General features: G+C 60.6%; 8 protein-coding genes and 1 pseudogene. 5 read left to right on the forward strand and 4 right to left on the reverse strand.

The window, feature by feature from the left end; all coding sequences use genetic code 11:
* Positions 1-18: 18 nt before the first annotated feature.
* Complete coding sequence (locus ACS5Q1_RS28250) at positions 19-993, reverse strand: MBL fold metallo-hydrolase (protein ID WP_473101302.1); 975 nt, start codon at positions 991-993, stop codon at positions 19-21.
* Positions 994-1,149: 156 nt separating this feature from the next.
* On the opposite strand from ACS5Q1_RS28250, the gene ACS5Q1_RS28255 reads away from it, so the two are divergent.
* A complete protein-coding gene (locus tag ACS5Q1_RS28255; RefSeq protein WP_473101303.1) occupies positions 1,150-2,052 on the forward strand; it encodes a LysR family transcriptional regulator in 903 nt (300 codons plus the stop codon).
* 494 nt (positions 2,053-2,546) lie between these two features.
* Here ACS5Q1_RS28255 and ACS5Q1_RS28260 read toward each other — a convergent pair whose 3' ends face one another.
* Positions 2,547-3,269 carry a Crp/Fnr family transcriptional regulator gene (locus tag ACS5Q1_RS28260; RefSeq protein WP_473101304.1) on the reverse strand — a complete coding sequence of 241 codons (723 nt, stop codon included), beginning with the start codon at positions 3,267-3,269 and terminating at the stop codon, positions 2,547-2,549.
* Between the two features lie 333 nt (positions 3,270-3,602).
* On the opposite strand from ACS5Q1_RS28260, the gene ACS5Q1_RS28265 reads away from it, so the two are divergent.
* Entirely contained in the window at positions 3,603-4,562 is a 960-nt protein-coding gene (locus tag ACS5Q1_RS28265) for an AraC-like ligand-binding domain-containing protein (protein WP_473101305.1), read from the forward strand.
* Between the two features lie 621 nt (positions 4,563-5,183).
* Here ACS5Q1_RS28265 and ACS5Q1_RS28270 read toward each other — a convergent pair.
* A complete protein-coding gene (locus tag ACS5Q1_RS28270; RefSeq protein ID WP_473101306.1) occupies positions 5,184-6,428 on the reverse strand; it encodes a multidrug effflux MFS transporter in 1,245 nt (414 codons plus the stop codon).
* A gap of 175 nt (positions 6,429-6,603) precedes the next feature.
* On the opposite strand from ACS5Q1_RS28270, the pseudogene ACS5Q1_RS28275 reads away from it, so the two are divergent.
* Positions 6,604-6,693, forward strand: a pseudogene (locus ACS5Q1_RS28275) (IS6 family transposase); the annotation flags it as partial.
* Between the two features lie 373 nt (positions 6,694-7,066).
* On the opposite strand, the gene ACS5Q1_RS28280 reads toward ACS5Q1_RS28275, so the two are convergent.
* Positions 7,067-9,469, reverse strand: a complete 2,403-nt coding sequence (locus ACS5Q1_RS28280) for a bifunctional diguanylate cyclase/phosphodiesterase (protein ID WP_473101310.1) — start codon at positions 9,467-9,469, stop codon at positions 7,067-7,069.
* A 493-nt stretch (positions 9,470-9,962) separates the two neighbouring features.
* On the opposite strand from ACS5Q1_RS28280, the gene ACS5Q1_RS28285 reads away from it, so the two are divergent.
* Both ACS5Q1_RS28285 and ACS5Q1_RS28290 read left to right on the forward strand, forming a co-directional pair.
* Entirely contained in the window at positions 9,963-10,931 is a 969-nt protein-coding gene (locus ACS5Q1_RS28285) for an IS5 family transposase (protein WP_473101307.1), read from the forward strand.
* A gap of 263 nt (positions 10,932-11,194) precedes the next feature.
* On the forward strand, positions 11,195-11,854 hold the full coding sequence (locus tag ACS5Q1_RS28290; RefSeq protein WP_473101308.1) for a tetratricopeptide repeat protein: 660 nt from the start codon (positions 11,195-11,197) through the stop codon (positions 11,852-11,854).
* The last annotated feature ends 504 nt before the right edge of the window (positions 11,855-12,358 follow it).

Here is a 12,358-nt window from a genome sequence, read left to right on the forward strand (position 1 = left end):
TGGTAGCGCTGCGCAGCCTCACCCGGCCGCACTGTAGTTGACGGGCACCCAACCGAATTCATCGCTGTCGGCCCTGACATGCCCGATACCAGGGAACGGCAGGTGCGCACCCGCGACCCAGTAGCCGTGTTCCGCGGCATCCACGAACGCCTGTCGGCGGGTCGCGGCGGCGGCTTTCGAGTCGACGTCGAAGTCGATCGCGATATCCGGTTCGTTGAACTGAACGGCATCGCCATGGGTGATGTCGCCCCAAAACACCAGCTTTTCTCCTTGGCTCTCGACCATGATCGAGCTATGGCCCGGTGTATGGCCGGGGCGCAGGATTGACCCGAAGCCCGGGAGCGGGTCGGCATTGTCGGCAAAGACCTGCATGCGGCCGGTCTCCACATAGGGCCTCAGCGATGTCACCGCCTCGACAAACGACTTCCTGTGCGCCTCGGACGCTTTGTTGAGATTCTCAGCGCTGAGCCAATAGTCCGCATCACGCTTGCTCGCGTGGACGATGGCGTTGGGAAACACCGCTTTGCCACCGATGCTAAGGCCGCCGGAATGATCGGCGTGGATGTGCGTCAGGATGATGTCGTCGACCTGGTCCGGCGCGTAGCCGGCGGCACGGAGGTTCGCCACCAGATGACCCAGCCGCGGCCCCAGCAGTTCGCCGGTACCGGCATCGATCAGGACGAGCCTCGAACCCGTATTGAGCAGGTATGCATTCACCGAAAGATCAACCGGCGACGGGAGGAAGGATGACTTGAGAACGCTGCTGATGTGCTCTGGGGTCGTGTTGTTGAACAGCTTTTCCAACGGCACAGGCAAAGTGCCATCGGACAGGGCCGTGACCTCGAGGCTGCCGAGGGTCATTCGATAGAACGCCGGCGCTTGCCTCCGGACGAGGGGCGCTGCGGCATAGGCGGCGTGGACCGGCAAGGCGCCTCCCGCAGAGGCGGCCAGCAGGCCGAAAGCTGCTCTAAGAACGGAGCGACGTGTCGTCATCAGGATCTCCCATGGTCAGTTCGGCGCTGATGCGGTGGCGGATCAGGCCGGGTGCCGAGACAAGGGAGAGGTACATCGTGAACCAGAGCTTGATTAGCCGGGATCTGTGGTAAAGATTGTCCAACAGGTGGAACAATCGGCCAAGGACATGGCGGCATGACGCCCGGTCTCGATGATACGCTGGCTTTTGTGAAAGTGGTTCAGGAAGGCAGCTTCACAGCCGCCGCACGGTCCTTGGGGCTGCCGAAGGCCACGATCAGCCGGAAGGTCCAGGATCTGGAGCAGCACTTGGGCGCTCAGCTTCTCCATCGCACCACACGGCGGGTGGGTTTGACCGAAGCCGGCGCGATCTACTTCCAATACTGCGAGTCCATTGCTCACATCCTGACCGAGGCAGAGATCGCGGTCAGCCAGATGCAAGGCGAACCGCGCGGATGGCTGCGCATCACCTCGTCCTATTCGCTCTCCGTCAGCTTGCTTTCGCCGCTGATCAGCGACTTCCGCTCCATCTATCCCGGGGTGCTGATCGATTTGATCTTAACCCACGAGACGCTCGATCTCATCGCGAAGGAAATCGATGTCGCCCTCCGGTTGGGGCCTTTGCCAGACTCGTCGATGACAGCGCGCAAGCTCGCGGTGTTGCCCAACCGGATTTACGCGAGCCGGGACTATCTCGCACAGCACGGCGAGCCGACCCACCCGAACGAGCTCAGGCGACACTGGGCTCTGGCCACGCGGGTCGCCCAGCGCAGCCGCGGCTTTGCCTGGCCGATGAGTGATGGTAGCGGCTTGCAGGACTACGAGATTAACCCGGTGATTGTTGCCGATGACCCGGATGCTCTCCTTCAGCCGCTCCTGGCCGGCCAGGGCTTGATGATGGTCACGGACCTGCTGGTGAAGCCCTACCTGGCCAAGGACCTGATTCAACCCGTGCTCGCAGGATGGACCGGCCGGAGACCCGAGCTGCATGCGGTGTTCCCGCAAGGTCGGGTTCAGTCGCCCAAACTGCGGGTGTTTCTTGATTTCCTCCTGAGGCGACTGAAGGACTTGCTGCAATGAAAATTGGTGGTCCACCGCCCGCAACGGCATTGCCACAGATCACGCGCGCATGGGAGGAGCGGCAAGGGCGGGAGTGACGATACTTCCCGTTCATTGTAGGCCGCTCTCGGTCGCGGGAAGTCAGCAATAGTGGTCAACCCGGTCAAATGTCAGCAGCGGGTCAATCTTTCACGTTCCGGCCTTCCCAACGAACGTCTGCACATGAGTATCGAAGCGGACCAAACGCTTACGTCTCAGGAGTGCCAACAGCCGCCCTATAGGCCTGGTGGATGAGCGATCATTTGTTGAGCTTATGACTCTGTGTATTCCGAACCGCCGGATCGCGAACTGCACGGTCGCACTCAGCAGGGGGGTCCTTCAACCAGCCAGCAAACGCCCCAACCTGACGGACAGCGGTGATGCGCAACCCTCTGGGCCTTATAGGTCTGCACGCTGGCCATAGAACTGCAGCCTGAGCCGCCGCATGAGCGGCAGTAAGTTATTCTTGGTCAGCCTCATTCCGTTTTGAATGTCAGTGGCAGCAGGCGCTCAAAGGTCGTCCGCAGTCTGCGGTAGCACTCGCAGGCGCTTTGTTCGAGTTTAACACCGTCGGCTATGGTGATGCCGCCCCTTACCTGTTGGATCACTCCGGCGGCCTGAAGTCTTCCCATGATGGCCGTCACTGTGGAGCGTTGTACACCAAGACGTTCCGCCAGAACCTCATGGGTGAGTGGCAGGACGACTTTATCAGTTCTATGACGGGTGCTCAGGATCCAGCGGCACAGGCGCTGTTCAACACTGTGAACCGCATTGCACGCAACTGATTGGAGAATGCGGGCCTGCATGGCTTCTGCGAAGCGGTTCATCAGCCGTGCGATTAGGGGACGGGCTTGGATTGCCACTTGTAGCTGATCCAAGGAAATTCGGGAGGCGGTTCCTGTCATCTGGACAACGTAGTTTCCAAAGGCTTGCCGCGTAACCGATGCCGGAATAAGACCCACCACACCTTCCCGGCCGCAGACGGCCATCTCGGCCGTGCTGCCATTCTCCATCACGGTAACAAGGGAGATGACCGCATCATGAGGAAAGTAGGCATGGTGCAGCGCTTCGCCTGCCTCGCAGATGATCTGCCCTCGTCGCAGGCTGACCATGTCAAGATAAGGCTGAAGGTAGGCGAGATCATCCGGCTCCAGAGCGAACAGGAGCCGGTTGGCACATTGATGTGGCCGCTCGCGCATCAAAGTAACATCAAACCTGGTCCTGGATCAGCATCGCCCGTACCCGTGCGAACCTGTCGCTCGCCTCCTGTGGCGGTCTGCCGCAATGAAAGCTGCGCCGAAGATCTGCTTGCCTTGACGTTATGATGTCGCTCATTCAACCTTAAGCATTGCCTGTCGAGTGCAGGGTGTCTTGGGGTGAGACGAACTGAGATGTGGACGTCAGCGAACTGTAGCGCCTTAAACGGATGTGCAGATGCTCTGAACGATCTCTGCATTGTGTAACTTAAGAACGCTAATTGGTGGCGGGCTACCGACTGGACCCGTCGGCATCTCGAACCTACAGGAAGGTTCATGCAAACCCGAATTGAGATAAGCGATCTCGCCACTCCAGCAGATCAGTTTGCGTACTGGCGTGAGGTTGTTTGTGAGACTTGGTTCGGGCTGTGGGCCGAGCGAACCAGCGCGGGCCCGTTCCATGCAACGATCGAGTTGCACGGGATCGGCGACGTGCAAATGGCCAGGGCACATCTTCCTGTGCATCGCATGGGCCGTAGCGTGTCCGAGATCGCTCGTCTGCCGCAGACGGCATATTGTCTGCATCATCTGCACGAAGGAGCTGTGCATGGGGTCTATCAAGGAGTGGAGTACAACGCTGGACCTGGGGATCTCTTGCTGTTCGACACGGCAGAACAGTGCGCCAGCTTTGTGATTACGCAGCCTGTGAGGACAACCATCCTTCATGTTCCTCACCACCTCATTGACGGGCAACTCACTCCCCTGAACCGGTCCCAGGTTCGCGTGAATGGCCGTGATGGCGTGGGAGCTCTGCTCACAGGCTATATGGCCCTGCTGTCAGAGACGGCTTCCACCTTGCCACCAGAGGCGTTGAGCAAGGCTAATTCGATCTTGTGTGATTTGGCTGTGGCGGTATTCCAACCAGTTGCATCATTCGATCCGGATCAGAGTGGAATTCGACAGGCACGGCTTGCCGCCGCCCGACAGTTCATCACGAACAATCTCGCCGATCCGGAGCTGCACATCGGCAAGGTCGCGGTACATCTGAAGGTCTCGCAGCGCTACGTGCAGAAGCTATTCGAAGGCACCGGAAGCACATTTAGCGAGACGCTCGTTTCAGCGCGATTGGATGCGTGCTACCGCGCCCTGACTGATCCTCGGCAGAGCAGGCGCACCATCGCCGATATTGCATTCGGCAATGGGTTCAACGATCTCTCCTGGTTCTATCGGTGCTACAAGCAGCGCTGGAGTGAGACACCCGGCGACACGCGATCCCGCACCAGCAGATCATCCTGAAGGGCTCAGAACCAACAATCCCAAGCCTGTGGGGTTGCCGCTTGTAAGGTTCACATCAGAGGTCTGACGAAGGATATCTCCGTCCGGGAAGTCGGCTCAGGGTCAACTCCAGAAGAAAACAGGGCTGCTCGAAACGTCCGCTTCGCCCTCCCAACCGGACCAACGAATTCGCACTTTTAAGGGTGAGGCAGACCAATGGGTTCTTTCAGGAAAACTCTGAGACAAACTCGAAAAACAAGTGCATACGCGACAAGCGGTTAGCGAAAGGCGTGAGGCATCCTTTGGGGGCGTCTACAGTTGTTGTGGACGCTCGCATAGGATAGCCATAATTCGGCAAAGTGCTTACTCAATGCGCTCATCAGTCCGCCTCACCCTCTGAAACGTGAGACGAAGTTCTTCTGCAATCGGAGTGAAAGCTCAGCGAACTGACTGAAACAAGAGGCCGCCCATCCGGGCGGCCTTTTCTTTTGTCGCTCAATAGAGCTTTGTCCGTTCTCAGCCCCATTTGCGGACGCTCAGTGTACTTCCGGAAGGTGCCATGAACGGACGTTCCTGGTTCACAAGTTCATTTCGCGGAATGCCATGATGGAACGGCCCGCTCTGTGTGACTGGATCGCCGCTTCATCGGTCCATAAGGCAGGCGTCGTTGGAACATGAGATCAGATGAAATAGAACGTGGACACTCGGCGCGTGTGCGAAGTGAAAAAATTTCTGCACCAAGGCGGCACTGTCATGAGTGACGTGACCGGAGAACGAAGAGAGCGCTCGCCAGGGTGCCAAGGCCGGACAGAGCCACGACCCAGCCCAGCGGCCACGGAGTGCCATCGGCGAAGGCACCAACGAGCGCCGACCCCAGGACGCCACCGCGCCTGAGACCATGTTGGCGTTAATGAAGCCGTTCATGGCGACGAACAGGAAGAGGGCCCCGGCCAGCCCCCCGAGCCCTCCCACGCCGGTCCCCGCCACGAGCGCCACGAGGAGACCGCTCGCCGCTGCTCCGAGAGAGCCGACCCACAGCATCTGGTCGCTGCCCACCCGCATCACCAGCCCCGAGTTGACGAGGTTCGTGACCATGGGCCCCACTATCCCGGCGGCGAAGACGAGGCCGTAGAGCTGTGGGCTGAGACCGTGGTAGCTGATGAAGGCGAAGGGGGTGCCGGCCACGTAGGCGAAGACGCCCACGAAGTAAAACCCGCCCGCTGCCGCGTAGCCCATGAGGCGGTGGTTGCCGAGGAGCCCCCCATAGCCCGCCAGCGCCTGCCCCATGGGCTCGGCCGTGCGCCGGTCCCGGGGCAGCGTCTCGGGGATCGTGGTGAGCGCCAACAGCGTGGCGAGCCCGATGGCAACGAGCGTCCAGAAGATCGCCGGCCAGTCCGCAACTCGCAGAATTTGGCCGCCCACGGTCGGGCCCACGAGCGGAGCCACCGCCATCACCGTCATCAGCGTGGAGAGGACGCGCGCGGCGCGGTCGCGGCTGTAGAGGTCGCGCACCATGGCGCGGGCCAGGACGACGCCCGCGCTCGCGCCGAGAGCCTGCACCACACGCCAGAGGATGAGCTGGCCTGCGGTCGTCGAGAGCGCACAACCCGCAGCGCCTAGCACGAAGATGACGAGCCCCACCGCCACCGAGCCGCGCCGACCGTAGCGGTCGCTGATCGGGCCCCAGAGGAGCTGGCCCGCACTGAAGCCCACGAGGTAGCCCGAGACGGTCAGCTCAAGCGCACTCTGCTCGGCTCCCAGCGCCTCGGCCATGCGCGGCAGCGCCGGCAGATAGAGATCGGTTGAGATCGACGCGAAGCCCAGAAGCGTGCCAAGGATCCCTAGAAGCCACGGGTTTTGCTCTTGGGATGGCGTCTGTTCCTGCATATGCTGTCGCCTCTGTCTCCAAAATCACGAGTTTTGCATCAAACGACACCGTCGATGACTCAGCAACTCAGAGAGCCCAGAAGCCCCGAGCGTAAGGCTTCTCTCGGTGGATCTGTGGCGAACGGTTCGGTAACTCAGTTCGGTCTACGCCTCTGGTAAGCTCCGGAGGTACACAATGTTCAAAGATCGTCATTTTGACCGCTCGGTGATCCTGCTGTGCGTACGGTGGCACCTGGCTTATGGACTGAGCCTCCGGAACTTAGAAGTGAAGTTCGTCCATTTCTGCATGGAAGTTGAATGCGCTCGCGACGATCACCTTCGAACTGATGAAGAAACCGCGAGCCACCTAGGCTTTCCGACCGATCCTATGTTGAACGCGCAGTAACGCGCATCCTGAATGTCGCCTACGGGTCACGGGCGGCCTTTGAGCACGGCAGTGGAGAGGTCTGCTTACCCCGCCGATCCAGACATTCGGCTTGCTTCCGCCTCGTGCCAACACCGGACCATCAGCGTGGCACGTATGAGCCATTGTCTGACGTCGACTTTGTGACTTCCCGTGACTACGAGGCTGTTTCTCGTCGCACAGTATGGTGCACGCCGAAGCCACTTCGCCGTATGATGATACAGGCGCAATGCTCTCAATCTGCGGCGACTCTCATCAGCGCTCTTGGAAACGCGATGACGTTGTCACAGATCAGCGAAGTCAATTCTTCGATGGGCGCCGGGCGGCCGAAAAGGTAGCCTTGCGCCGTGGTGCACCCTTCCAAGCCGAGGAAGCTCAGCTCCTCCGGTGTCTCCACTCCCTCGGCTATGATAGGAAGTCCCAAGCCTCGTCCAAGGCCAAGCACTGCGCGTACAATGGCGGCCGCTTGCGGCTTGGTGTGGACGGCCCGAATGAAGGACCGATCGATCTTGATCTTATCAAACGGAAAGGCCTGGAGGTTCGACAGCGACGAGTAGCCTGTTCCAAAGTCGTCCATGGCAATGGTGACGCCGAGCGCCTTGAGCCTCTGCAAGGCCAGCAGGGCGCGATTCGGGTCGCGGATCAGGGCGGTTTCGGTAATCTCAATCTCCAGCCGCTCAGGCGACAGCCGGGTCTCCTCCAGGAGGTTCTGGACCAGTTCAACGAAGCTGTCACTGCCCAACTGCAAGGCCGAGACATTGACGGCGATGTTCAGCGGCCGCGTCCAGCAGGCGGCCTCCCGGCAGGCTTGCCGCATGACCCACTCGCCAATCTTCAGGATCAGCCCACTTTCCTCGGCAATCGGGATGAAGATCGAGGGTGGCACAACACCTCGGACCGGATGGTTCCAGCGCAGCAGAACCTCAAAGCCTAGGACCTCACCGGTGTCGACCTGCGCCTGCGGCTGATACACCAAGCTCAGCTCGCCGTTCTCAATAGCGTTGCGCAGGTCATGCTCGATGCTATGACGCTCCCGGATCTGGGCGCCCATGGCCGCCTCGAAGAAGCGGTATGTGGCTTTGCCCTCCTGCTTCGCGCGATACAGGGCGGCATCAGCGCTGGAGAGAAGCTCCGTGCGGTCCCGTGCATCGGACGGGAAGAGGGCAATACCGATGCTGACCGAAACCAGACCAGTCCGCGTTCTGGCCTGGTCTGTGCTCTTGAGGCTCAACAGGAGATTCTCGGCCAAGTGTCCGACCTGGGCGGGGTCCGTGACATGCGGAACAATGATGGCGAACTCATCTCCGCCTAGCCGGGCCAGCATATGATCCTCGGTCAGAACGACAGAGAACTGCTTGGCGAGGTCCTGGAGCAACTGATCTCCTGCCGCATGGCCGTAGAGGTCGTTCACTTTCTTGAAGCCGTCGAGATCCAGACACAACAGAGCCAATTGCTGACCGGCTCTCTGGTGGAGTTTGATCTCGCGATCCAGCCGCTGGTCGAAGCTCGCCCGGTTGTCCAGCCCGGTCAGCGGATCGTGATGCGCCAGGTACCGGATCCGCGCCTCGGCATTCCTGCGGTCCCGCAAGTCCCGAAAGGCCACGACATTGTGCGGACGGCCGTTGTACGTGATCTGACGGGCGATCAGTTCGACCGGGATTGAGGCTCTATGGCCATCGCATAGATCGGCCTCAACGGCCTGTCCCAGGACATCGAAAAGCGCCTTACGCTTCGCAGCATCAGGCACACACAGAGCCAAAGCCCTGCCGCAGATCTGCTCGGGCCGCAGACCAGCGAGCTGGGCAAAGCTCTGGTTGACGGAAATGATGGTTTCGCCATCGCAGAGGACGAGCCCCTCGACCGCGGCATCGGTGAGATCACGCATCCGCTCCATTTCGAGAGCCGTGCGCCGGCGCTCCCTCAGGTCGAGGTTTAATGCCGTGCAGGCGAGCACGAGAATGACGAGGCTGATGAAAGCAACCCCGATGGCCAGCCACTGGGATGGAATGGCCAGGGGCGAAAGCTGGATTGTGCTGTCGGGCGTAATGGCGACGGCCCCCATGGCGGTGAAATGATGGCTGCAGATCGCCAGCGTCAGCAGCAATGCTCCGGCGAGCTTCCAGCGGGCCAAGTCGCTTCTGAGGCCCGCCGGCAGGGCAAGGGCGCCGAACAGTGCCCCAAGCATGATGGATGCTATGACCAGCACTCGGTCCCAGGCGATGGTGCCGGCCACCTCGAAGGCTGCCATTCCGGTGTAGTGCATGGCGGCGATGCCGCCTCCGACGAGGGCTCCCCCGAGCCACATCGCACCTGCAAAGCCCGGCATGAGAGCAATCCAGAAGCCGATCCCAGTCAGCACGACGGCGGCCAGCAGGGAGATGACCGTCAGGGCGATATTGTAGCCCGTCGGCAAGGCGGGAGAGAACGCCAGCATCGCAATGAAGTGCGTGGCCCAGATGCCGAACCCGGTCGAGACGGCAACCACGCCGAGCCAGATGCTCTGCCAGGAGCCCTCCGAGCGGCGGACATGAGGTAAGAGGTAGATTGCCGTCAGGGATGCGAGACCGCACACCAGAGCCGCCAAGGCAACGAGTCGGAGATCATGATCCAAAACGATGCAAGTATAGACCGTCAGCATGGCGAGCCTTACGTCTCCGTTGACCGCAGCAGCCATGGCACTGGATGGCTCGATCGAATGCCTTGGTCCTGAAATGAAAGATCGGGGAATATACCGGGCTTGCACCGGTATGGCGGGGCGGCATCATGCCTTTGGACCGTCGCCTTGTGACTGACGTCCAATCCGCCATCGCTATCGCAAGTTTGAGCTTTATTCCGCGACAGCCATGGCGTGTCAATGAAAGCTTCTTTCCCGCGATCTTTAGCTTTAGTGAAGGTTAACGTCAGGGCATGGAGCGCCCAAGGCGGTCGATGTCCAAGGCGGATGTCGCAACGCTTGCGGGCGATGATGCTCATAGTGAAGAAAGATGGGAGTTCGTCCCATCTGCAGATGGCCAGGAACGGGTCAGGCAAGGAAATAGCCGTAGCGTCGCCTTGTTGCATGGATGGGCGAGTTAGTAACCGCAGCTGGATAGCGTAGAGGCCTATTCGGCTTCTAACCAAAGATTTCTACCGTGCCATTCAAAGCCAATGCCGCTCGCCGTCACCACATTCCCAAGCAACGGCACCGGGTCACGAATTGGGCGGAGTACGACGCCAGCCTGCGCCAGCGAGGCAGTCTGACAGTTTGGTTCACTGAGGAAGCCGTTGCGGCTTGGCGCGCTGAGCCGCGCACCAGCCGCGGTGGTCAGCCCCACTATTCCGCTCTGGCAATCCGAACAGCTCTGACGCTCCGGGCGGTGTTCGGGCTGGCGCTGCGTCAGACGGAAGGCCTGATTGGCTCGGTTCTGAGGCTCCTTGGCCTGGATCTGGCGGTGCCGGATCATTCAACCCTGAGCCGCCGCGCCGTAACCCTGGAGGTGCCACGACCATGTTCGAGCTCCGGAGAACCTGTTCACCTGCTGGTGGACAGCACGGGCCTGCGGCTGTGCGGGCCCGGTGAGTGGCTGCTCGAGAAGCATGGCACCCAAAGGCGACGCGCCTGGCGAAAATTGCACATTGCCGTCAATGCTGAGACTGGAGAGATCCTCGCCTCAGAGCTGACCACGAGCGATGTCGATGACGGCGCGCAGGTCGAGCCCTTGCTCGACCAGATCCCCGGTCCACTCGCGTCCCTCATCGGCGATGGAGCCTACGACCAAGCCGGCGTCTACGACACTGTCGCCAAGCGCCATCCTGATGCTGCCGTCATCGTTCCACCGCGATCGACGGCGGTGCCGAGCGAGCATGCGGAGAGCACCCCGTCCCAGCGCGACTGGCATCTCCACAGCATTGCCGAGCATGGACGCAGGGGTTGGCAGAAGCGGTCCGGGTATAATCGCCGTGCTTTGGTGGAGACTGCCATCAGCCGGCTGAAACGAGTGATCGGGGACGGCTTACGCTCGCGGGCGGACCGGCGACGTGCAAGTGAGGTCGCTATCGCGGTTGGTGCCCTCAACCGCATGCTTGAGCTTGGACGCCCAAAGTCCGTCCGCATTGCCTAAACGAAAGGCATGGGGTGGGCTCAGTGCGTCCGTGATCCGATTCATGCAACAAAGCCGCCATCGCTGCCCCGGAGGTTCTGTCAGATTTTACAGGTTGAGCCTGTGGCGAGATCGCCCAATCTCCGAGCGGCACGTGCCCTGATCACGATGCGGCAGCGCGATGATCCTCCGCCATTCAACTGCCGGTAAGGATCACGCCGTCGAGGCTGCTAACAGACCGCGCTAGCTTGAAACAGAGAATCCACGAGCCGAGGTAAACGAGCATGACTGCTGTACAGAAGACGTCCTTGGGCCTGATTTTGGTCTTTCTGGCGATTGTTGGATACCTTGCAGGCTCGTACACCGAACGACAGAAGCTGCAGGATCCCTCCGTTCGGCTCGAGGTTGCCCTTCAGGCTTTTCGAGAAGGATACGACGATACTGCACTTCATCTCCTCACACCTCTGGCTGATGGCGGCAATGCTACAGCGCAGTACTGGCTCGCGGACATGTACCAGTATGGACTTGGTGTCAGACGCGATCCCCAGAAAGCGATCAATTTACTGACGAAAGCGGCAAGCCAAGGCTCTATCCCTGCGGAACAGCGGCTTGGTGAGATTTATCTTCACGGCCGCCTTGTCCTTCAGGACGTGAAGCGCGCACGGGACTGGTTTGGGAAGGCCGCCGTGGCGGGCGATGACTCCGCGCAGTATGAGTTGTCCCAGATCTACGAACAGGGGCTCGGCGTGCAAGCAGATCCGGTTGAGGCTTACGCCTGGGCCGCGATCGCGGCCGAGCATGGGAATGCGCTGGCACAACGGGAACGCGACCATATTCTGGCCAGCCTCTCACCCGAACAGGTGACCAAAGCAGAACAGCGAGCTAAGCAGATGAGCGGGACCCTCGGACAGCCTGCGGGAGCGGGCGTGAGGACAGATGCCTGAAGCCCTAATCCTCCAGCAGCCAGGAGGTGAAATCACAGGGTCCTGTGCCTGGAGCGATCATGACACGTAGATCATAGTCCCGCCGCTCGGGGCGAGCAATGTAATCGTCACATGCAACTTACCGCACCAGCTTAAGGTGGCGGGAGCTCGCTTTTCGGCAGGGTATGGCGCCGGGATAGGTCGCCGAATGCTTCGGCCTGTCGCTTGCACGGGTTCGGATGGCGCCGAATTGGGCCGCATGAGGTGGCAGACCAACTCTGTTGCGCACACAGCCGGAGCCGCCGTGATCTGTTGTACCTGCACGAGGCCGCAGCAGGGACAACATAAACCATCGAACCACTGGCGAAGAAGTCAACTCGGTTAGCCACGGCTCTTGCCTGTAGCCCACCCTATTCATGAGACATGTTGATGTTTGCCGTTCTGGACTGCGATCGCGGGCGCTCGTTGCGTCTGTTTCATCGCGATGAGGTCTGGAATATGGGGAACGCGTTGGCAGGAGTTGGA

The organism is Microvirga sp. GN3, assembly GCF_055792825.1.

Coding starts and splice junctions, on each gene's coding strand:
- ACS5Q1_RS28250 (WP_473101302.1), bottom strand. CDS start 993: ATGACGACACGTCGCTCCGTTCTTAGAGCAGCTTTCGGCCTGCTGGCC.
- ACS5Q1_RS28255 (WP_473101303.1), top strand. CDS start 1,150: ATGACGCCCGGTCTCGATGATACGCTGGCTTTTGTGAAAGTGGTTCAG.
- ACS5Q1_RS28260 (WP_473101304.1), bottom strand. CDS start 3,269: ATGCGCGAGCGGCCACATCAATGTGCCAACCGGCTCCTGTTCGCTCTG.
- ACS5Q1_RS28265 (WP_473101305.1), top strand. CDS start 3,603: ATGCAAACCCGAATTGAGATAAGCGATCTCGCCACTCCAGCAGATCAG.
- ACS5Q1_RS28270 (WP_473101306.1), bottom strand. CDS start 6,428: ATGCAGGAACAGACGCCATCCCAAGAGCAAAACCCGTGGCTTCTAGGG.
- ACS5Q1_RS28280 (WP_473101310.1), bottom strand. CDS start 9,469: ATGCTGACGGTCTATACTTGCATCGTTTTGGATCATGATCTCCGACTC.
- ACS5Q1_RS28290 (WP_473101308.1), top strand. CDS start 11,195: ATGACTGCTGTACAGAAGACGTCCTTGGGCCTGATTTTGGTCTTTCTG.